At 63.7% G+C, this 22,655-nt stretch carries 14 protein-coding genes; 5 read left to right on the top strand and 9 right to left on the bottom strand.

The annotated features are described in order from the left end of the window. Positions 1 to 24: 24 nt before the first annotated feature. The 4 genes from ACIQ17_RS03305 to ACIQ17_RS03290 are packed head-to-tail and all read right to left on the bottom strand — an operon-like array spanning position 25 to position 9,111. On the bottom strand, positions 25 to 3,132 hold the full coding sequence (locus ACIQ17_RS03305) for an efflux RND transporter permease subunit (RefSeq protein WP_398465354.1): 3,108 nt from the start codon (positions 3,130 to 3,132) through the stop codon (positions 25 to 27). Continuing rightward, positions 3,132 to 6,263, bottom strand: a complete 3,132-nt coding sequence (locus tag ACIQ17_RS03300) for an efflux RND transporter permease subunit (RefSeq protein WP_398465352.1) — start codon at positions 6,261 to 6,263, stop codon at positions 3,132 to 3,134. Before ACIQ17_RS03300 ends, ACIQ17_RS03305 begins: the two co-directional genes overlap by 1 nt. A 57-nt stretch (positions 6,264 to 6,320) precedes the next feature. After that, on the bottom strand, positions 6,321 to 7,724 hold the full coding sequence (locus ACIQ17_RS03295) for an efflux RND transporter periplasmic adaptor subunit (protein ID WP_398465350.1): 1,404 nt from the start codon (positions 7,722 to 7,724) through the stop codon (positions 6,321 to 6,323). Then, the gene (locus ACIQ17_RS03290) at positions 7,714 to 9,111 is read right to left on the bottom strand and encodes an efflux transporter outer membrane subunit (protein ID WP_398465409.1); all 1,398 of its coding nucleotides are present in this window, start codon (positions 9,109 to 9,111) and stop codon (positions 7,714 to 7,716) included. Before ACIQ17_RS03290 ends, ACIQ17_RS03295 begins: the two co-directional genes overlap by 11 nt. Before the next feature lie 453 nt (positions 9,112 to 9,564). On the opposite strand from ACIQ17_RS03290, the gene ACIQ17_RS03285 reads away from it, so the two are divergent. From ACIQ17_RS03285 to ACIQ17_RS03270, 4 genes are all read left to right on the top strand, one after another. Beyond that, positions 9,565 to 10,878, top strand: a complete 1,314-nt coding sequence (locus ACIQ17_RS03285; protein ID WP_398465348.1) for an NAD(P)/FAD-dependent oxidoreductase — start codon at positions 9,565 to 9,567, stop codon at positions 10,876 to 10,878. A 2-nt stretch (positions 10,879 to 10,880) separates the two neighbouring features. Continuing rightward, positions 10,881 to 11,717: a DUF1365 domain-containing protein gene (locus ACIQ17_RS03280; protein ID WP_398465346.1), complete on the top strand. Its 837-nt coding sequence runs from the start codon at positions 10,881 to 10,883 to the stop codon at positions 11,715 to 11,717. Between the two features lie 43 nt (positions 11,718 to 11,760). Further along, positions 11,761 to 13,005, top strand: a complete 1,245-nt coding sequence (locus tag ACIQ17_RS03275) for a class I SAM-dependent methyltransferase (RefSeq protein WP_398465344.1) — start codon at positions 11,761 to 11,763, stop codon at positions 13,003 to 13,005. A 121-nt stretch (positions 13,006 to 13,126) separates the two neighbouring features. Next, positions 13,127 to 14,173: a cysteine synthase A gene (locus tag ACIQ17_RS03270; RefSeq protein ID WP_398465342.1), complete on the top strand. Its 1,047-nt coding sequence runs from the start codon at positions 13,127 to 13,129 to the stop codon at positions 14,171 to 14,173. 129 nt (positions 14,174 to 14,302) lie between these two features. Here the strand turns inward: ACIQ17_RS03270 and ACIQ17_RS03265 are convergent, their stop codons facing one another. Genes ACIQ17_RS03265 through ACIQ17_RS03250 form a run of 4 tightly spaced genes read right to left on the bottom strand, consistent with a single transcriptional unit; the run spans position 14,303 to position 18,428 of the window. Continuing rightward, positions 14,303 to 15,046: an amino acid ABC transporter ATP-binding protein gene (locus tag ACIQ17_RS03265; protein ID WP_398465340.1), complete on the bottom strand. Its 744-nt coding sequence runs from the start codon at positions 15,044 to 15,046 to the stop codon at positions 14,303 to 14,305. A gap of 6 nt (positions 15,047 to 15,052) precedes the next feature. Beyond that, positions 15,053 to 16,189, bottom strand: a complete 1,137-nt coding sequence (locus ACIQ17_RS03260; protein ID WP_398465338.1) for an amino acid ABC transporter permease — start codon at positions 16,187 to 16,189, stop codon at positions 15,053 to 15,055. After that, on the bottom strand, positions 16,186 to 17,391 hold the full coding sequence (locus tag ACIQ17_RS03255; protein WP_398465336.1) for an amino acid ABC transporter permease: 1,206 nt from the start codon (positions 17,389 to 17,391) through the stop codon (positions 16,186 to 16,188). The genes ACIQ17_RS03260 and ACIQ17_RS03255 overlap by 4 nt, the downstream gene beginning before the upstream one ends. A gap of 20 nt (positions 17,392 to 17,411) precedes the next feature. Then, entirely contained in the window at positions 17,412 to 18,428 is a 1,017-nt protein-coding gene (locus tag ACIQ17_RS03250; RefSeq protein WP_398465334.1) for an amino acid ABC transporter substrate-binding protein, read from the bottom strand. Positions 18,429 to 18,751: 323 nt separating this feature from the next. Here ACIQ17_RS03250 and metC point away from each other — a divergent pair, with 323 nt between their 5' ends. Continuing rightward, positions 18,752 to 19,945 carry a cystathionine beta-lyase gene (metC, locus tag ACIQ17_RS03245; RefSeq protein ID WP_398465332.1) on the top strand — a complete coding sequence of 398 codons (1,194 nt, stop codon included), beginning with the start codon at positions 18,752 to 18,754 and terminating at the stop codon, positions 19,943 to 19,945. Positions 19,946 to 20,053: 108 nt separating this feature from the next. On the opposite strand, the gene ACIQ17_RS03240 is transcribed toward metC, so the two are convergent. Then, positions 20,054 to 22,655: autotransporter domain-containing protein (locus ACIQ17_RS03240; RefSeq protein WP_398465330.1), on the bottom strand; the 2,602-nt coding region annotated here is incomplete at its 5' end.

The raw sequence follows: 22,655 nt of genomic DNA, 5'->3' as shown, positions 1-22,655 counted from the left end.
GTGCCGGCTTCAACAGCCGCAGCGTTATTCGGCCGGCGCTGGCAGCGGTTGGGGCTGCGGCCGGTATCTGTTTCGCAGCCGGTCGATCAGCAGATAGATCACCGGCGTCGTATACAGCGTCAGGATCTGCGACACGAACAACCCGCCGATGATGGTGATGCCCAGCGGCCGCCGCAACTCGGTGCCCGGGCCGGTGGCGATCACGAGCGGAATCGCGGCAAAGGCCGCTGCAAGCGAAGTCATGAGGATCGGCCGGAAACGCACCCGGCAAGCCTCGAAGATCGCATCCGCCGGCGACAGATTGCGCTGGCGTTCGGCTTCGAGCGCAAAATCCACCAGCATGATGCCGTTCTTCTTGACGATGCCGATCAGCAGAATGATGCCCACAAAGGCGATCACCGTCAGCGGCGTGTTGGTGATCTGCAGCGCCAGCAATGCCCCAAGCCCCGCCGATGGCAGCGTCGAGATGATGGTCAGCGGGTGCATCAGGCTCTCATAGAGCACGCCCAGCACGATATACATCGCGATCAAGGCGCCGAGGATCAGCAGCGGCTGGCGGCTGGCGGTCTTGTTGAAATCGCCGGCGCTGCCGTCGAAACCGCCGCGGATGCCTTCCGGCATGTGCAATTCATCGACGGCACGCTGGATCGAACTGGTCACGGAATCGAGCTGCACGCCGGGCAGCAGGTTGAACGACACCGTGGTCGAAGGCATCGACTGCGAATGATAGACGGCAAGCGCCGACAGCGTGCGGGTCACCTTCACGATCGCCGATAGCGGCACCTGCGCGCCGTTGGCGCCGGCGACAAAAATGCGATCGAGGTCCGACGGATCATTCTGAAACTTGCGGTCGATCTCCAACACCACCTTGTACTGGTTGCGCTGGGTATAGATGGTCGAAATCTGCCGCTGCGAGAACGCGTTGTTGAGCGCGGCGTCGACATCGGCGACGTCGACGCCGAGGCTCGATGCGAGCTTGCGATCGATTTGCAGCGTGAGCTGCAATCCGCCGGGATCGCGGTCGCTGGAAACGTCGGTGACGCCGTCCACGCTTTCCAGCCGCTTGCTCACCAGCGGCGCCCATTTCTGCAGCAGATCGAGATCGCTGGAGGTCAGCGTGTATTGATAGTTGGAATCGCTCTGTCGCCCGCCGGCGCGCAGATCCTGCGCCGCGAACATGAACAGGCGGATGCCCGGCAGCGCGCTCAACTTGGGACGTAGCCGGTTGATGACATCCTCCGTGGAGGCGCCATCGCGCTCGGCCGGCGGCTTCAGCGCGATCGACAGGCTGCCGCGCGGGCCGCCACCGCCCCAGCCGGAGCTGCCGAGTGAGGAGCCGACACTGGCGACGCCGGGATCGGCCAGTACGATGTCCATGACCTGCTGCTGCAGCGGCACCATGGCCTGGAACGACGTATCAGCCGAGGCGCGCGTCGAGCCGATCACGAAGCCGCTGTCGTCATTCGGGAAGAACCCTTTTGGCGTCTTGATGTAGAGCGTCACGGTCAGCGCGATGGTGGCGAAGAAGACGATCAGCGTCAGAAAGGGAGCAGCAAGCACGGCATGCAGCGACCGTTCATAGGCCGCGATGATGCGCGATAGCGCACCTTCGACGACGCGATCGAATCGCGTCTCGGTGGACGATGTGGTGTGCCGGATGTAACGCGCGCAGATCATCGGCGTCACGGTCAGCGAGACCAGCGTGGAGACCACGATCGAGAAGGTCAGGGTCAGCGAGAATTCGCGCAGCAGCCGCCCGACCAGCCCGTCCATGAACAGCAGCGGGATAAAGGCGGCGATCAGCGACAGGCTGATGGAGACCACGGTGAAGCCGATCTGTTTCGCGCCCTCAAGCGCCGCCTGCAGCGGCGCCATGCCCTCCTCCAGATTGCGGAACATGTTCTCGATCATCACGATGGCATCGTCGACGACGAAGCCGACCGAGATCGCCAAGGCCATCAGCGACAGATTGTTGATGGAGAAGCCGGCCAGCCACATGCCGGCCAACGTGCCCGCGATGGCCAGAGGGACCGAAATGCCGGCGGCGATCGTCGGCACGCCGCGTCGGACGAAGAGGAACACGACGGCCATCACCAAAAAGGCGGTGGCCAGCAGCGTCCATTCCATATCCTCGACCGAGGCGCGGATGGTGCCCGTGCGGTCGGTCAGCACCGACACTTCGATGCCCGCCGGAATCCACTGCTTCAGATCCGGTAGCAGCGCCTTCACGCGATCGACGGTGTCGATGACATTGGCATTGCCCTGCTTGGTGATCTGGATCAGCACCGCCGGCTGCTTGTTGAACCAGGCCACCGAACGGCTGTTGCGGGTGGCGTCCTGCACGTCGGCGACATCGGACAGGCGCAGGAAGTTGCCATTCGAGCTCTTGATCATGATGTCGCGGAATTCTTCCGCGGTCCGCATCTGCGGATTCATCGAGATTGTCTCGCTCTGGCGCGCCCCCTGGAAGATGCCGACCGGACCGAGCGGATTGGCATTGACGATCGCGGTGCGGACATCGTCGCTGGATATGCCGGCATTGGAGAGCGCAATCGGATTGAGCTGGATCCGAACGGCCGGCTGGTCGGCGCCGAGCGCCGTTACCTCGCCGACGCCCGGCACCTGGGCGATGCGTTGCACGATCACGGTATCGGCCACGTCATACATCGCCGATGCCGACATGGTCTTCGAGGTCAGCGCGATGATGAAGACCGGCGCCGCGGACGGGTTGGCCTTGCGGAAGGTCGGCAGCGTCGGCAGGTCGGTCGGCAGATCGGCGGCCGCGGCATTGATGGCGGCCTGGACGTCGCGTGCGGCCCGGTCAGCGTCGCGGCTGATGGCGAATTGCATCATGATGCGGGTAGAGCCGAGCGAACTCGTCGAGGTTATCTGTTCGAGCCCGGCAATCGTCCCAAGCCGGCGCTCCAGCGGTGCGGCCACGGTAGACGCCATGATCGCCGGATCGGCGCCCGGGCGGGACGCCATCACCATCACCATCGGGAAATCCACGTTCGGCGTCGCTGCCACCGGCAAGAAGCGATAGGCGACCAGACCGATCAGGCAGAGGCCGATAGCCAGCAAAGTGGTGCCGACCGGCCGCCTGATAAATGGTTCGGAGATCGAGATCGCCACTACGGCCCTCCCGTCCCGCTGGTGCCTGCAGCACCGGCCGCCCTCGGCGTGCGCCGCGCGAAGCGTCGACTGACGCGATCGAGCGCGAGATAGATCACCGGGGTGGTGTAGAGCGTCAGCAGCTGGCTGAGGATCAGGCCGCCGATGATGGAGACGCCGAGCGGGAACCGCAGCTCCGAGCCGGTGCCGCTTTCCAGCGCCAGCGGCAGCGCGCCGAACAGCGCGGCCAGGGTCGTCATCATGATCGGACGGAAACGCAGCAGGCAAGCCTCGACGATCGCCGCCTCCGGCGCCATGCCGCGTTCACGCTCGGCATCGAGCGCAAAATCGATCATCATGATGGCGTTCTTCTTGACGATGCCCATCAACAGGATGATGCCGATCAGGCCGATCACCGACAGATCCTCGCCGCACAGCATCAGCGCGAGGATGGCGCCGACGCCGGCGGAAGGCAGGGTCGAGAGAATGGTGATCGGGTGGATGTAGCTCTCATAGAGCACGCCCAGCACAATGTAGATCGTGACGATGGCGGCGAGGATCAGCCACGGCTGACCGGCCAGCGACTTCGAGAATTCGGCCGCATCGCCCGAGAACATGCCGACAATGCTGTTCGGCATGCCGATCCGCGTCTCGATCGCCTTCACTTCCTCGACGGCATTGCCGAGGGCCTCGCCGGGAGCGAGATTGAAGCTGAGCGAGATCGCCGGGAACTGGGCGTGATGCGAGATCGCCAGCGGCGCCGTGGTCCGCGTCAGGGTGGCGACGGCCGACAGCGGCACCTGCGCATTGTTGGTCCCATTATTGGCACCCGGCAGATAAAGCTTTGAAAGCACGCCCGGATCGCGCTGCTGTTCGGGCAACGCTTCGAGCACCACGCGATACTGGTTCGACTGGCCATAGATCGTGGAGATCTGCCGCTGGGCAAAGGCATCGTTCAGCGTGTCATTGATGGCCTGCAGGCTGACGCCGAGCTGGCCGGCACGCTGACGATCGATATCGAGTGCCGCGCGCAACCCGCCGGCGGCGGCTTCTGACGACACGTCGCGGAACATCGGATCGCTGCGCAGCTCCTTGACGAGACGCTGCGACCACTGTGTCACCTCCGCCGCATCCGTGCCGGTGAGCGTATATTGATACTGCGAGCGACTGGCCGACGTGCTGATCTGGATATCCTGCACCGGCTGGAAATAGACGGTCATGCCCGGAACCGTCGCGACACGATCCTTGAGCCGGGCGATCACCTTGGTGATGTTGTCCTTGCGCTCGCCGAGCGGCTTCAGCGTCATCACCAGGCGACCGACATTGGTGGTCGGGTTGACCGACCCGCCTCCGATCACCGATACCACCCCTGCCACATCCGGATCGACCTGGATGATGGCTGCGACCGCGCTCTGCCGGCTTTGCATCTCGGTAAAGGAGACATCCGGCCCGGCTTCGGTTACGGCGGTGATCGATGCCGTATCCTGCAATGGTAGAAAGCCTTTGGGCGCGATCACATAGAGGCCCAGCGTGGCCGCGATGGTGATGAAGGTCACCACCAGTGTCGCCGGCTGGTGCTTCATCACCCACAACAGCGTGCGGTGATAGAAGGCCACCATGCGATCGATCCCCGCGCTGATCGTCGCGAGGCCCGGCACCTGCCATTCGTCATGGAAATTCTTCAGGAGCCGCGAACACATCATCGGCGTCAGCGTCAGCGACACCACGGCGGACATCACCACGGCGATCGTCAGCGTCAGTGCGAATTCGCGGAACATGCGGCCGACGAGACCCGACATGAACAGCAGCGGGATGAACACGGCGATCAGCGAGACGGTCAGCGAGATCACGGTAAAGCCGATTTCGCTGGCGCCCTTCAGAGCCGCCTGCATCGGGCTCTCGCCCTCCTCCATGTGACGGACGATGTTCTCGATCATCACGATGGCATCGTCGACCACGAAACCGGTGCCGATGGTCAGCGCCATCAGACTGAGATTGTCGAGGCTGAACCCCGCGAAATACATTACGCCGAAGGAGGTGATCAGCGACAAGGGCAGCGCGACACCTGCGATCAGCGTGGCGCGCAGCGAGCGCAGGAACAGCAGCACCACCAGCGTGACGAGAATGACGGCCAGCACCAGCGTGAACTGCACGTCATGGACGGAGGCGCGAATGGTCACCGTGCGGTCGCTGACGATGGTCAGCTTGACGCCCGCCGGCATCAGCCGCTGCACCTTCGGGATTTCCTCGCGGATCTGGCGCACCACCTCGATCACATTGGCGCCCGGCTGGCGCTGGATCTCGATGATCACCGCCGGTGTTCCCTGATACCAGCCGCCTGTGCGGTTGTTCTCCAGCCCGTCCACGATCTGTGCAACGTCGCCGATGGTGACCGGCGCGCCATTGCGATAGGCGATGATGATCGGCTTGTAGGCCTCTGCCGCGACGATCTGGTCGTTGGCCGCGATCGTGTAAGCCTGTTGCGGGCCGTCGAGCGATCCCTTCGGACCGGACACATTGGCGCCGGCAATCGCCGTGCGTAGGTCCTCCATGGAGATGCCATAGGCCGCGAGCCGCGCCAGATCCGCCTGCACGCGGACCGCCGGCTTGAGGCCGCCCAGCACGCCGACCTTGCCGACCCCTGTAATCTGGCTCAGCCGCTGTGCCAGCAGTGTGTCCGACAGGTCGCTCATCGCGCGCAATGCGATAGTGTCGGACGTCAGCGCCAGCGTCATGACCGGCGCGTCGGCCGGGTTCACCTTCGCATAGACCGGCGGATAAGGCAGGTTGCGCGGCAGCACCCCCGCGGCGGCATTGATTGCCGCCTGCACATCCTGGGTGGCGCCGTCGATGTCGCGGTTGAGATCGAACTGCAGCGAGATCTGGCTGACGCCATAGGAACTGGTCGACGTCATCGACACCAGCGAGGGGATCTGGCCGAGCTGGCGTTCCAGCGGCGCAGTGATCAGCGAAGCGGTTACTTCCGGACTCGCGCCCGGCAATTGCGTCGAGACCTGCACGGTCGGAAAATCGACCTGCGGCAGCGCCGAGACTGGCAGCGCGAAATAGCCAAGCAACCCGCCGATCAGCAGCGCCACCCCGATCAGGGAGGTGGCGACGGGCCGGCGAATGAAGGGTTCGGATACGCTCATGGTTGTGCGCTCTTCACGGTCGCGGCCATCAACCGCGACGACCGGTCAGGATTGGCGTCATGGCTGTTTTGCTCCCTGCGGCGGGTTGCCCTGGCTGGGCTGGCCGGCGGCGGGCGCCGTCTGTCCCATCGGCGCGGACGGATTGCCGTCGCTGCCATGCTGCTGGCCCTGCCCGCGCTTGCTGCGGCGTTCGCCTGCATCACTGCCCTTGCCGCTGCCGCGCTTGCTGCGCGGCGCAAGATCGACTGCCGGCTCGCCGGTATTGGTGCCGACGCTGACCTTGGCGCCATCGGACAGGTTGGCAAAGCCCGTAGTGACCACACGGTCCGTCACCGACAATCCCTTGGCGATGACGGCCGAAAACTCGTTCTGCTGTGTCACCGTCACCGGCACCGCTTTGACGACATCCCCCTCGCCGATCACATAGCTGAATGTGCCGGCCGGGCCACGCTGCACGGCCGAGGTCGGCACCACCATGGCGTCCTTCAGGGTCTCGACCTTGAGCCGGACATTGACGAACTGGCCGGGCCAGAGTTGGTAATTCGCGTTCGGCAACTCGGCTTTCAGCTTCACCGTGCCTGTCGTCGCATCGACGAGATTGTCGATGCCGGTCAGCGTGCCGGTATCGATCACCGTCACGCCGTCGTTACCGAACACGTCCACCGACAACGTACCCTTCGCCGCTGCGGCATTGGCGCGCGTGATCTGCTGCTGTGGCAGGCTGAACAGCACGGCGATCGGCTGCAGCTGCGTGATCACAACGAGACCCGTGGTGTCCGAGGCGCGGATGATGTTGCCCTGATCGACCTGCCGCAGGCCGGCGCGGCCGGACAACGGCGCGATGATGTTCGTATAGCTCAGCGTGGCCGCGGCATTGTCGATGGCCGCCTGATCCGACTTCACCAGGGCTTCCTGCTGCGCCACCAGCGAGCGCTGGGTGTCGGCCTGCTGCCTGGAGCCGGCATTGGACTGCGCCAGCTGTTCATAGCGGATCAGATCGAGGCGGGCATTGGCGAGGGTCGCCTCGTCCTGCGCCTTCTTGGCGACGGCCTGATCATAAAGCGCCTTGTAGAGCACGGGGTCGATCTCGGCGAGCACATCACCGGCCTTGACGTCCTGGCCTTCCTTGAAATTGACCTTGATCAGCTTGCCATCGACCTGCGCGCGGACAGTGACATTATTGAGCGCACGGACCGCACCGACGCCATCGAGATAGACCGGCACGTCCTCGATCTTCGGCGTCGCCGCCAGCACCGGCACGGTCATCATGTCCGGCCGGAAGCCGCCGCGACGCATGTCGCCGCCGCTGCCCTGCTGCGGCTGCATCGCGCGCCAGCCGATATAGCCGAGGCCTCCAAGGATCAGCAGCGTCACCGCGATCGACACGGTGCGGCGGCGGGCCTTGCCGGCCACCTTCGCCACGCCGTCGCCAGCGGCTTTCATGTCCGGCTTAAAGAGCATTGACCGGTCTTTCCATTTTCGGCTCCCAGCCGCCACCCAGCGCCTGGAACAGGCTGACAAAGGCCTGAAGCCGCGCCAACTGGGCCTGGGACAGGGTGTCCTCGGCCTGGAACAGCGTCAGCTGGGTGTTTAGCACAGTTACGATATCGGCGGTTCCGGCGCGCAGTTGCTGCTCCGACAACTCGAAGGCCCGCCGCGAGGCGCGGACCACCTCGCGCTGCAGACGCAGCCGCTCGGTGGTCTGGCGGATCGCCACCAGCGCATTGTCCACATCGGCAAAGGCGGAGACGACCGTCTTGCGATAGGTCTGCACCAATTCGTCCTGCCGCGCCTGCGTTAGCTCGAAATTGCCGCGGATACGGCCGCCGTCGAAGATCGGCTGGGTCAGGCCGCCGACAAGGCTGAAGAACGCCGCATTGGGATTGAACAGCGCCACCAGCGCGGAGCTTTGATAGCCTCCCGAACCGGTCAGCTGGATCGTCGGGAAGAACTGCGCGCGCGCACTGCCCACATTGGCGGTTGCCGCGGCCAGCTGTGCTTCCTGACGGCGGATATCCGGGCGCTGCGTGAGCAGCTCGGACGGTAGCCCCGGCGTCACCTTTGGCGCGGCGATCGCGTTTAGCGTCCCGCCAGCGACACGCACGCTTTCCGGTGGCCGCGACACCAGCGTCGCCAGCGCATGCTTGTTTTGTGCCAGGGTCGTGCGGAGCAGCGGCACGGAGGCGCGCTGGTTGGCGAGCACGCTCTCCTGCTGGGCGACATCCAGATCGGTGCCGGTGCCGGCACTGAAGCGCTGCTTGATCGCATCGAGGATACGCTGTGCACTCGCGATGTTGCGCTCGGCGGTGCGGATGCGGTCCTGCGCCGTCACCACCTGGAAATAGGCATTGGCCACTGCCGCCATGGTGGTGAGCGCCACCACGTCGCGGTCGAAACGGTTGGCATTGGCGGTTTCTTCGGCGGCAAGCGCCGCGTCGCGATTCTTGCCCCAGAAATCGATCTCGTAGCTGGCCGACAGCGAAGCTTGGAAATTGGTGATCTCGCGGCCATTATTGGTCAAGCCGCTGGCACTCGATCCCGAGGTGCGCGCATAGTTTTCCTGACCGCCCGCACTCAGGGTCGGCAGCAGCGCCGCGCCCGTGATTCGCGCCTGCGCATCGGCCTGCCGGAGCCGGGCGACGGCCGCCGCGATATCCAGGTTGACCGTCTGGGCCTCCTCCATGAGCTGGGTCAGCTCGGCGGAGCGGAAACCCCGCCACCAGTCGAGCGACGGCGTGGCCGCCCCCGGCCTGGACGTATGGGCATCCTTGTAAACGGTGGGGATATCCAGCGCCGGATCGGGCAGATCCGACGTCAGCATGCAGCCGGACAACGCCGATCCGACCATCAGCACGGCCAGCACTCGGCCGATGATTCGCACAGCCGGACGCCTCACCGCAGCCGCTCCGCGGACAGGCTTCGCAGACCCCGCAAAATGCAGGGGGAAACGACGAAGGGAGCAATGGACTGCGACACGTTGACCGGGTGATGCTGGACGATGAAACGTGCGCCCATTCTACCTGCCCGTGGATGCCGCGGACAGTGTTCTTGCGTTTCGGAACGTGCAAGCACGCTCGGGCGTTAGGCGTGTGAAAACGCTCCTATTTGCACAGATACCCCTATTTCATCGGCCCGTTTGAAGTTGACGATTGATACGGCGCCCTCCGGCTTACGAAGATTTCATGTGTCTCGATATTGCTGCCGCCCATCTCCCCCGCCTCGCGCCTGTTCCGCCGGTGAAACCGCAGGCTCATTTCGACCGTAGCTCCCCCATTATCAGGCCACCTCAAGGGACTTTGGAATGCGCATCGCAGTGATCGGAACGGGAATAGCCGGCAATGCCGCGGCCTGGGCATTGTCGAAGCGCTATCCCGTGACGGTCTATGACCGCGAATTACGCCCGGGCGGCCATAGCCATACGGTGACCGTCGATTATGACGGCGAGCAGGTCCCGGTGGATATCGGCTTCATCGTCTATAACGAGCTGAACTATCCCGACCTCACCGCCCTTTTCGCTCATCTCGGCGTCGAGACCGTCGACAGCTGCATGAGCTTTTCCGTTAGCGCCGATGCCGGGCGGTTCGAATGGAAGGGCGGCGGCGACAACTGGGCAGATACGGCGCGTGGCCTGTTCGCCCAGAAGCGCAATGCGTTGTCGCCATCCTATCTGCGCATGCTGCGCGACATCCTCACTTTCAACGAGCAGAGCGTGAAGGATCAGGCGGCCGGCCTGCTTGGCGACATGACGCTGGGTGCCTATTTCCGCTGGCGCAAGTTCGCGCCCCGCCTGCTGACCGACTATCTCGCGCCCATGGGCGCTGCCATCTGGTCTGCGCCGGCGGATCGCATGCTGGATTTTCCCGCCGAAAATTTCGTCGCCTTCTTCAGCAATCACCGACTGCTGCAATATGACCGCCCGGTCTGGCGCACGGTGCGCGGCGGCAGCAAGCAATATGTGGAGAAGTTGACCGCCGCTTTCGGCGATCATCTGCGGCTCGGCTGCGCGGTGACATCGATCGAGCGCAACATCCATGGCGTCACGGTGCATGACAGCCGCGGCCATCACGAACGCTACGACCACGTCGTCGTTGCGACCCATAGCGATCAGGCACTGTCACTGCTATCCGATCCAAGTGAGCACGAGACATCGGTGCTCGGCGATATCGGCTATTCACCCAATGTCGTCTATCTGCATCGCGACACCCGGCTGATGCCGAAGCGTCGCAACGCATGGGCGTCGTGGAATTTCCTGCGCTGGAAGCGCGAAGGCGACCACGTCAACGATGTCGCCGTGACCTACTGGATGAACCAGTTGCAGGACATTCCAGACGACAAGCCGCTCTTCGTCAGCCTCAATCCGCCTTTCGCACCGGATCCCACCCTGACCTTCGGGCGTTACCTGTGCGAACATCCGCAATATGACGCCAAGGCATTTGCGGCGCAGAAGCGGCTCGGTGACATTCAGGGCAAACGCCATACCTGGTTCTGCGGCGCCTGGACCGGCTACGGCTTTCACGAGGACGGGCTGCGCTCAGGCCTCGCCGTCGTAGAAGCGCTGGGGGCCACAGTGCCGTGGCGCGAAACACCGGCAGAACTGGCGGAGGCTGCGGAATAGTGATGGCAAGCGCGGGCAAAGCGACGGCACCGGCGGCGCTGTATTTCGGCGACGTCATGCATGCGCGCCTGAAGCCCATGGGGCATCGCTTCAGCTACCGGGTCATGAGCCTGTTGATCGACCTTGATAGGCTGGATGACGCGGATCGGACGTCGCGCCTGTTCGGTGTCAATCGCCCAGCGCTCTACAGCTTCCACGAAAAGGATCACGGCGAGCGCGATGGCTCATCCCTGCGCGCCTATGCGAAGCGTTGCGCGGCGGCGCATGGCATCGACCTCACGAACGGCCGCGTCGAACTGCTCTGCTATCCCCGCTTGCTCGGCTACACATTCAACCCTCTGTCGGTCTATTTCTGCCGTCGCGCAGACGACTCGCTCGCGCTGATCATCTATGAGGTGCGCAACACCTTCGGCGACATCCATCCCTACGTGCTGCCGGTTGCCCCCGGCGAGCAGAGCGATGCCGGCATCCGGCAGATGCAGGACAAGCTGTTCTACGTCTCGCCCTTCATCGAGACGGCGATGCGCTATCACTTCCGCGTGTCACCGCCGTCAGATGACGTGAAGCTGCGCATCCTCGAGACGGACGCGGAAGGCCCGCTGCTTGCCGCGACCTTCCATGGCCGTCGCCGCCCTCTGACGTCGCGGGCTCTGCTGCGATCCTTCTTCGGCCTCCCGCTCGTCACCTTGAAGATCATGGCTGCCATCCACTGGGAGGCATTGCGGCTGTGGCTCAAGGGCGCCCGTCTGGTCCCGCGGCCGTCACCCAATGCCGGAAATACCGGCTTGGCGAGTGAACGGAGCCGCGCTTATATTTCCGCCAAGTCATCGGCACGCTGAGCGTTATCGCAACGCACAACGACAATCTTGACGGCGGATGCACATGTCTGAACTCACCTTCACCGCGCCGGAAAGCGTCACTCCGGAAAATGCCGCACGTATCCTGGCGGACCTGCCCAGGATCGTCCGAATGGCGCTCGGCTTTGGCGCCCACCTGACGCGCGGCACGCTTGATGTGACACTGCCCAACGGGCGCCGCTATCGCCTCGGCGGTCGCGAGCCCGGCCCCGCCGCGGAAATGACGGTCCACAGCTACGCCTTTGCCAAACGCCTGATCAATGGCGGCGATATCGGCATCGCCGAAGCCTATCTCTACGGCGACTGGGACACGCCGGACCTCACGCAATTCCTCTATCTGTTCTGCGTCAATCACGACCTGATCCAGTCGATGCTCGGCAACAATCCCATGATGCGGCTGGTGCAGGTGGTCCGCCACTGGTTCAACCGCAATACCAAGCGGCAGGCGCGCAGGAACATCTTCGCGCATTACGATATCGGCAATCGGTTCTATTCGGCTTGGCTCGATCCGAGCATGACCTATTCCTCGGCCATTTTCGAGGACGGCACGCAGGACCTCACCGCCGCCCAGCACAACAAGTATCGCAGGCTGGCCGAAGCCATCGAGCTGAGGCCAGGTCAGAAGGTGCTGGAGATCGGCTGCGGCTGGGGCGGCTTTGCGGAATATGCCGCGAAGAACTACGACGTGAAAGTCGTCGGCTTGACGATCAGCACCGAGCAGCGCGACTATGCGCGCAAGCGCATTCACGATGCCGGCCTTGCCGACAAGGTCGAGATCCGTTTCCAGGACTATCGGGACGAACGCGGACTGTATGACCGGATCGCATCCATCGAAATGATCGAGGCCGTCGGTGAGCAGTTCTGGCCGCGCTATTTTTCGCAGATCCGTGATCGCCTGCTGCCGGGCGGCCTCGCCGGCATTCAGGCCATCACCATTCAGGACAAGTTCTTCCAGACTTACCGCGCCGAAGTCGATTTCATCCAGCGCTACGTGTTTCCGGGGGGCATGCTGCCATCGCCGGATATCCTGAAATCGCTCGGGGAGCGCTTCAGCGTTCCTGTTATCCGGGAGCGCATCTTCGGGCTGGATTATGCCACCACGCTCGCCATCTGGAGAGACAATTTCCGCGCGGCATGGCCGAGCCTGACGCCGCTTGGATTCGACGATCGTTTTCGTCGTTTGTGGGAATACTACCTGGCCTATTGCGAGGCTGGTTTCCTGTCGGGGAATATCGACGTGCGTCAAGTCGTGTTCGCAAAAGCGAAATGAGGCGCGGCCTTAAGACGTCCGTCTCGCGCTGCCCTGACCTGCCCGCCCTTCCCTTGTATGACCGTGCTGCGTTCACTAGGTTGAACCCAGCACCGTCAACCGCTTCGAGAATTGCAGGCTCATGATTTTCAACAAAGACGTCGTCGAGGCCATCGGCAACACGCCCCTGATCAAGCTGAAGCGCGCCTCCGAACTCACCGGCTGCACCATTCTCGGCAAGGCTGAATTCATGAATCCCGGCCAGTCGGTGAAGGATCGCGCCGGCAAGTGGATGATCCTGGAAGCCGAAAAGCGCGGCGACCTGAAGCCGGGCGGCCTGGTGGTGGAATCCACGGCCGGCAATACCGGCATCGGTCTGGCCGTGGTGGCCAGCGCCCGCGGTTATCGCACCATCATCGTGATCCCTGACTCCCAGAGCCAGGAAAAGAAGGACATGCTCAAGCTCGCCGGTGCCGAACTGATCGAGGTGCCGGTGGTTCCGTTCTCGAATCCGAACCAGTTTCAGCATGTCGGCAAGCGTCTCGCGGATCAGCTTCGCAAGACCGAACCGAATGGCGTGCTGTTCGGCGACCAGTGGAACAATCTGGACAACGCCAAGGCCCATTACGAGTCGACCGGGCCGGAGATCTGGCAGCAGACCGACGGCAAGCTCGATGGTTTCATCTGTGCGGTCGGCAGCGGCGGCACGTTGGCCGGCACCAGCACCTATCTCAAAGAAAAGGGCAAGGGCATTGTGATCGGCTGCGCCGATCCGCATGGCGCGGCCATGTACAGCTATTTCAAGACTGGCGAGGCCAAGGCGTCCGATGGCGGATCGATCACCGAAGGCATTGGCCTCGGCCGCATCACGCCGATCGCACAGCAGGCCAAGCGCACGGTCGATCAGGCATTCCTGATCTCCGATGAAGAAGCCGTGGCCGTGATCTACGACCTGGCCGAGCACGAGGGCCTCTGCCTCGGCGGCTCCAGCGGCGTCAACATCGCCGGCGCCATTCGGCTTGCCAAACAACTCGGGCCGGGCAAGACCATCGTCACCATCCTGTGCGACTCCGGCGGACGCTATCAATCGAAGCTGTTCAACCCGGACTTCATGCGCAGCAAGAACCTGCCGGTGCCGGATTGGCTGGAGCGCAAGAGCGACATCCAGGTGCCGTTCGAGAAGGTGTAGCCATCCACTCCGCCCTCATCCTGAGGAGCCGCACAGCGGCGTCTCGAAGGATGGCCGCGGGACTCTGAGTCCAGCCAGTTCATGGTTCGAGACGGCGCTGCGCGCCTCCTCAACATGAGGGGCGGGGTTTCATCGCAGGATCTGCCCCAGAAACACCTTCGTCCGCTCGTGCTGCGGATGATCGAAGAACGCCTCGGGCTTGTTCACTTCGATGATCTGCCCGGAATCCATGAAAACGATCCGGTCGGCCACCTGACGCGCAAATCCCATCTCGTGGGTCACCACCAGCATGGTCATGCCCTCCTCGGCGAGATCGACCATGGTGTCGAGCACCTCTTTCACCATTTCCGGATCGAGCGCCGAGGTCGGCTCATCGAACAGCATCACTTTCGGATTCATCGTCAGCGCGCGTGCAATGGCGACGCGCTGCTGCTGGCCGCCTGACAGCTGGCCGGGATAGGAACGCGCCTTGTCGGGGATGCGTACGCGTTCCAGATATTTCATCGCCGCGGCTTCGGCATCCTTCTTCGGCATGTGCCGCACCCAGATCGGCGCCAGTGTGCAGTTCTCCAGCACCGTGAGATGCGGAAACAGGTTGAAGCTCTGGAACACCATGCCGACGTCGCGCCGGATGTCATCGACACGGCGCAGGTTCGGGCCGAGTTCGATCCCGTCGACCGTGATCCGGCCTTCCTGAAATTCTTCCAGCGCATTGATGCAGCGGATCAGCGTGGACTTGCCCGAGCCCGAAGGCCCGCAGACCACGATGCGCTCGCCGGCGCCGACGTCGAGATCGATGTCGCGCAGGACGTGAAACTCACCGAACCACTTGTTGAGGCCCTTGATGCCGACGATGGGATTTGCGCTCGCCATGGGTTCTCAACTCCGTCGATGTGCGTTGAGCCGATGCTCGACGAACAGCGAATAGCGCGACATGCCGAAGCACAGCACGAAATAGATGATGCCGGTGAAGGCGAAGCCGGTGAACAGCGTCGATGGCGACGACCAGGCGGGATCGGCGAAGGCCGCACGCAATTGCCCGAGCAGATCGAACAACGCCACGATCGACACCAGCGAGGTGTCCTTCAGCAGCGCGATGAAACTGTTGACGAGGCCGGGAATGACATGGCGCAGTGCCTGCGGCAGCACCACCAGTCGCGTGGTCTTCCACCAGGACAGGCCAAGCGCACTCGCCGCCTCCGCCTGCCCGCGCGGAATCGCGTTCAGTCCGCCGCGGATCACTTCGGCATTATAGGCGCCGGCAAACAGCGCGACGCCGATCAGCACGCGAACCAGGCCGTCGACCGTGAAATTGCCGGGCAGGAACAGCGGCAGCATATAGGTCGCAAAGAACAGCACGGTGATCAGCGGCACGCCACGCCAGAATTCGATGAAGGCGATGGAGCCGAAACGGATCAGCGGAATGCTCGACCGCCGCCCCAGCGCCAGCGCGATGCCGATGGGCATCGAGGCCACGATGCCGGTGATGGCGACCACCAGCGTCACCAGCATGCCGCCCCAAAGACGCGTGGGTACCACCTCCAGCCCGCCATAGCCGCCATGCAGCAGGAAGAACGCGACGAATGGGAATGCGAGGAAGAACAGCGCCGCGTTGATGGCCTTTGCCGGGACGCGCGGGATCAGCAGTGGCAACAGCAGCAGCACGCCGATCAGAAACGTCAGATCAACACGCCAGCGTTCGGCTTCGGGATAGAAGCCATAGATGAACTGCGACAGCTTTGCCTCGATGAACGGCCAGCAGGCGCCCACGGGGCGCCCGACGCTTTCGGGCAGGCAGGCATTGCGGTCGCTGCCATGCCACACCGCATCCACCAGCAAGAATTTTAGGGTCGGGATGATCGTGAACCAGAGCAGCAGGATGCAGGCAATGGTCAGCAGGATATTGGTCGGCGAATTCAGCAGCCGCGTGCGCACGAAGCCGAACACGCCGGTGGTGCGGACCGGTGCCGTGCGCGGCTCGATCATGGTCTTGGCGACATAGGCGGTATCACTCATGAGCCCATGCTCCGCGAGGTCCGCCACCCATAGAGGCTCATCAGCGCGCTCGTGATGAGCGAGATGACGAGATAGATCGCCATGGTGATGGCGACGATCTCGATCGCCTGCCCGGTCTGGCTCAGCGCCGTGCCGGCGAACACCGAGACCAGATCGGGATAGCCGATGGCCACCGCCAGCGACGAATTCTTGGTCAGGTTGAGATACTGGTTGGTCAGCGGCGGCAAAATCACGCGCATGGCCTGCGGCACCACGATGAGCCGCAGCACCTCGCCGCGCGAAAGGCCGAGCGACGCGCCCGCCTCGGTCTGTCCCTTATGCACCGACTGCACGCCGGCCCGCACGATTTCGGCGATGAAGGCCGCCGAGTAAGTCGACAGCGCAATCGCAAGAGCGGCGAATTCAGGGACGATGCGCATGCCGCCGGAGAAATTGAACCCGCGCAGCACCGGATATTCCCAGGTCCACGGTTTGCCGAAGATGAAAACAGCCAGCACCGGCAGCCCGATCATGGCGGCAACCGCCATCGGCCAGATCACCATCTGCCTGCCCGTGGCAAACAGCGCCCGCCGGGCAATCGCCCGCAGCGCGACCACGAGCAGCAGAGCAATGCCGATGGCGATCACGAACGGCGCCAGCGCCTCCGTGCCGATCGGTTTCGGCATGCCAAAACCGCGATTGCTGAGAAACACGCTGTCGAACAGATTGATGCTCTGGCGTGGCTGAGGCAGCGCCGCCAGCACCGCCAGATACCAGAACAGGATCTGGAACAGCAGCGGCAGGTTGCGGATCAATTCCACATAGGCGCCGGCGATCCGCGACAGCAGCCAGTTCGGCGACAGCCGCCCGAGCCCGATGACGAAGCCGAGGATCGTGGCGCAGACGATGCCGACCAGCGAGACCACCAGAGTGTTGGTCAGGCCGACCAGCAACACGCGCAGATAGGTGTCGGATTCCGAATACGGGATCAGCGTCTGGCTGACGCCGAACCCCGCCGTGCTCCAGAGAAACCCGAAGCCGGATGCGATCTTCTGCGTCGCCAGGTTCTCACGCGCATTGTCGATGATCTCATGCGCGATCCAGACCAGCGCCACCACCAGCACGACCTGCAACGCAAAGCCGCGCCAGCCCGCCTGCCCGCCCAGTGCACGGCGCAATTTGTCGCCGAGCATCAAGGGTGGTCGTCTGGCTTCGCCTGTCATCGCGGTCCGCTGCGACGCGCTCAGCGGATCGGCGGCGCAAACATGATGCCGCCCTTGTTCCAGAGCTGGTTCAATCCGCGCGCGATGCCGAGTTTCGATCCCGGGCCGACATTGCGGTCGAAGCTCTCGCCGTAATTGCCGGTCGCTTTGATGACGCGGTGAAACCAGTCCTTGGTGAGGCCGAGCTGTTCGCCGAGGCTGCCATCGGTGCCGAAGATGCGCTTCAGCTCGGGCTTGTCGGATTTCGCCTGGTCATCGACATTCTTCTGGGTGATCCCCAGCTCTTCCGCATTGATCTGCGCGAACAGGACCCAGCGCACCACGTCGAGCCACTGGTCATCGCCATGGCGCACCAGCGGGCCCAGCGGCTCCTTGGAGATCACCTGCGGCAGTACTTCGTGATCAGCTGGCGTCGTCAGTTTCAGGCGCTCTGCATAGAGCTGCGAGATGTCGGCGGTGAACGCATCGCAACGCCCGGATTCATAGGCTTTGACAACTTCATCGGCGGTCGAGAACGCGACCACCTCATATTTCATGCTGTTGCCCTTGAAGAAGTCCGCGAGATTCTGCTCGTTGGTTGTGCCGGTCTGCAGGCAGACCGAAGCTCCCGCGAGCTCAAGCGCCGAATTCACCTTCAGGGCCTTGCGCACCATGAAACCCTGGCCATCGTAGTAATTGATGCCGGCAAAATTCACGCCCAGCGATGTATCGCGCGACAGCGTCCAGGTGGTGTTGCGCGACAGCACGTCGATTTCGCCCGACTGCAGCGCCGTGAAGCGATCCTTGGCCGACAGCGGCACATATTTGACCTTGGTGGCGTCGTTGAAGATTGCGGCGGCGATGCCGCGGCACAGATCGACATCGAGGCCCGCCCAGTTGCCGCGATCGTCCGGCGCCGAGAAGCCCGGCAGGCCCTGGGTCACGCCGCAGGACAGAACACCCCGGTCCTTCACGGTTTTCAGTGTCTGCGCCGACGCGCCCTGCGCCGTCCAGCCGGCAGCGATGGCGAGGGTGAGCATCAGGGTCGCGGATTTCATGGAGGAGCCTTTCCTGGGGCGTCAGCACCGCCCGACCAACCGGGCACAGCACCACACAAAGAACTGAATACCGAACCGTTCGATCAGTTCCATAGCCTTCAGCGGCCCGGCCGAAAAGCCTGTCCGCCCGGGGCTCAGATCAAATCCAGTTATGCGAGTCGCGGCTGGAGGTCACCAGCATTGCCTGCAGGCGCGAACGATCTGCCAGTCAGGTCAAGGGGTTGACGCGGAACCGGCGGTGTCGGCTTAGTGGCGATGCAGCAGATGCGCCTGCGCAAGGCGCCCCGCTGCGGCAAAACACCAGACCCGGCAGGCGCATCCCGATGGCTTCATCCGACAATCACGGCACCACCTCGCTCGATACCGATACGGTGATCGTCACCGCCGGCCGCGACACGCCCGGTCAATGGGGCTTCGTCAATCCGCCCACCGTGCGCGGCTCCACCGTGCTCTATCCGACCGCCGACGACCTGCATGCCCATCGCGGCGAATACCAGTATGGCCGCCATGGCACGCCGACCACCAAGGCGCTGCAGCAGGCGCTGATGGCCCTGGAAGGCCCGCGCTGCGCCGGCGTCGGTCTTGTGCCCTCGGGCCTTGCCGCGATCTCGACCACGCTGTTGTCGGTGCTGAATGCCGGTGACCATCTGCTCGTCTCCGACAGCGCCTATCGCCCGACCCGCAATTTCTGCAACGGCATGCTGGCGCGTTACGGCATTGAGACCACCTATTTCGATCCGCTGATCGGCGCCGGCATCGAGGCGCTGATCAAGCCGAACACCCGCGCCGTGATGGTTGAAGCCCCCGGCTCACAATCCTTTGAAATGCCGGATGTGCCCGTCATCGCCGGCATCGCCCACAAGCATGGTGCGCTGGTCATCGACGACAACACCTGGGCGACGCCGCTCTATCACCGCTCGCTCGACCAGGGAGTCGATGTCAGCATCCAGGCCGCCACAAAGTATATCGGTGGCCATTCCGACATCATGTTCGGCACCATCTCGGCGAACGACACCGCGTGGCCGAAGATCAGCGAAGGCATCAAGCTGCTCGGCACCTGTGCGGGACCGGACGACGTCTTCCTCGCCCTGCGCGGGTTGCGCACCATGTCGGTGCGTCTCGCTCATCACCAGCGCGCAGGACTTGAGATGGCGCGATGGCTGAAGGCGCGGCCGGAAGTCCTGAAAGTGCTGCACCCTGCTCTGCCAGATGATCCCGGCCATGCCATCTGGAAGCGCGATTTCACCGGCGCCTCCGGCCTGTTCAGCATCGTGTTGAAGCCGGTGTCGCAGAAGGCCGTCGATGCCCTGCTCGATGCTGTGAAGCTCTTCGGCATGGGCTATTCATGGGGCGGCTTCGAGAGCCTCATCATCCCGTTCGACTGCAGCGAGTATCGCACGGCCACCAAGTGGGCGCCCGGTGGTCCCACATTGCGCCTGCATATCGGCCTCGAGAGCCTCGACGATCTGAAGGCCGATCTGGAGCGAGGTTTTGCGGCGCTGAAGGCCGCTTCGTAGGGTGGGTTGAGTTGTAGGGTGGGCAAAGGAGCGGAGCGACGTGCCCACCTTCAAGTGCACGGCCGGTGAAGGTGGGCACGCTGACGCTTTGCCCACCCTACAGACAACTCACCAATTAAACCGCGCGCCCGCCGAGAGCTGATGGCTCACGGCATTGCTGCGATACTCGCCGTTATAGGCACCAAACATGCGGAATGTTTCCGTCCGCCAGCCCGACAGTTTTGCGCCGACCAGCGCCGCACTGCGGCCAGGCGATGCAGCCGTCACGAGGAACGGCTGATCGAGCAGCGCGGCCTGGCTGACCAGCGTGGTGTCGCGCAAATCGTAGCCCCAGCCGAGCTTCAGTTCCGGCACGAGCGTGGCGCCGTCAGTGGTGCGCAGCTTCGCGCTCATGACGGCACCGACGGTGCTCATCAGCTTGTCATAGGTCTGCGCGCCATAAGCGAGACCGATGCCGAACGGCGTTTCGCTATACGCGTCGCGGCGGAAACCCTGCCAGTTCAGGCCGGCATAGGGCTTCACGATCACGTCGGGCGTCACTGCAAATCGATAGCCCGCTTCCAGCGATGTGCCGATTCCGATCCCGTTGGCGCTGCCATTCAGGCCCGACGGGGCCAGGATCATCTGGCGCGTCGTGGACATCTGGCTCGGACCGGCGGCGATGCGGACATCGACCACGGCCGCGCCCGGTGTCCAGCTGGCATAAGCAGCGCCGGCATAGGTGTCCGAATTGCCCTGAATGTCCGTCGCGCTCGCCGTCGTGCGCGCATAGCCGAAGGCGCCGCCGGCGATCAGGTTGTTCGAGAACCAGCGATCGGCACCGAGTGTGAAACCGGCGCTCGTGGCCTGCGAGCCGGACAGGCCGCCGCTGTCACCGACGCGGCTGTTGCGCCCAAAACCCTGACCCCACATGGTCCAGCCGTCCTTCACGCGCTGCGCCGGCGTGATGCTGGCGAAGGCGTTCAGCGCGGAATTGGTCTCTGCCGTCATCATGTTGCGACCGGCATAGGACAACGCGAAGTTCTGCACGGTGCCGTTCTGGCCCTGCTCGCTGCCGAAGGACAGTGCATCCTGACGATCGCCGATGGCGCCGAGGAATCCGGCAAAGGCTTGCAGTGATGCCCCAGCCACGGCCGGTTGGCCGGGACCGCCGAGCTGCGACACGGTCTTTTCGAATTCCGCGCCGGTATTGATCTTGTAGATCGCGTCGAACAGGTTCTTTTCCGCGGCCGTCGGCAACACGCCGGCCTGCGGACGCGCCTTGTCGAGGAGGTTGGCGAAGAACTTCTGGCTCTCATTGAGCTGGTTGGTGCTCGCAAGCGCGCTGTAGCTTACCGGCGTCACCGCCAGCGTGATCGCCGTCGTGCTGTAGATCACATCGAACCGACCGTTGGTCGGCAGGCCGTCGGTGGGCTGGGTCAGGCCGGAGAAGCCACCCGCGGTGCTCGCACCGTTTTGCGCCTGAACGAAAGCAAGCTGGGTACCGATCGCAGGTGTGTAATTGCTGACCGTGCCGATGCTTCCGCGCAGCACCGGCGTCAACGTGCCGCCGGCGTAGAACACATTGCCGGCGCCGGTCACATAGATCTTGTCATAGGTGCCGGGGCCGCCTGGCACGATCAGCGTGCCATCGATGTCGATGCGCGTGTTAGCGGTCGATGCCAGCGTGACATTGCCGTTGAAAGTGAGCGAACCCACAGAATTGCCTCGCACGACGGTACCGGCCGCGAGATCGCCGATATTGGCCATTTTGCCTGGCGACAAGATGCCCGCGATCATGCTGTCACCCGCCACGACACCAAAGCCGCCCAGTGTCGCCGGCTGCGCCACATTCAGTTTGCTGCCAGTCTGCACCGACAGCGTGCCATCGACGGCCAGCGTGCCGAGTTGCGCGAAGACGTCGCCCTTCGCCATGGTGCGGCCCGAGATCGTGAGGATGCCTTCGCCACTCTTGGTGAAGGCACCATCGGTGGTGAGCGGCCGGCTCCAATATTCGGTGATGTTGGTTGCCACCGACTTGGTCGCATTGGCGGCCAGCGTCGTCACGCCATCCGTCGCACGGTCGAGCCGAACCAGGCCATGACCGAACTCCTTGTCGATGCCGGGGGCGCCGAGATCTTCTGTGGTCGAGAACAGCAAGCGCGACAGGTCCTGCGCGTTGTAGGTCGGATTGGCCTGGACGAGCACGGCCAATGCACCGGACGCGGCTGGCGCGGCCATCGACGTGCCTTGGTCCGGCCCCCACTGATTATTATAGGGAATGGTTGAAGTGACCTGCGCCCCCTTCTCGTGGTCGCCACCCGGCGCGGCAACGCACCAGCTCGCGGTAACACCGCAGAGTTGCGAATACCACGCCGCTTCCTTGGTGGGGCCGATCGACATGACCGCGATGATCTGGCCGTTCTGGCGCTGATAGCTCGTCAGATCGAGATTGAGGCCAAGTGAATCATACACGCCCGTCTTGTTGTGCGTCGGCGCAATATAGGGATAGAGCGCCATGCCGCTCGGATTCTTGCCGGCGGTGGGATCGTCCCTGCGGTCATTGCCGGTCGCCGCCACGATGATCTTGCCGGCCTGCAGCACGCTGGTGATCGCGTTCACCTCCGCCTGGCTGCTCGGCATCGTGTTCGTCCAGACCGTCTGCGGCGGAGCATTTTCGGGCCGGTTCGGACCGTAGCTCGCATTGTAGACCATCACGTTGCGTAGCGAG

The sequence above is a fragment of the Tardiphaga sp. genome, from assembly GCF_044340795.1.
In the GTDB taxonomy this organism is placed as follows: domain Bacteria; phylum Pseudomonadota; class Alphaproteobacteria; order Rhizobiales; family Xanthobacteraceae; genus Tardiphaga.
The sequence above is the reverse complement of the archived record's forward strand: the minus strand, read 5'-3'. Positions and strand labels throughout refer to the sequence as shown.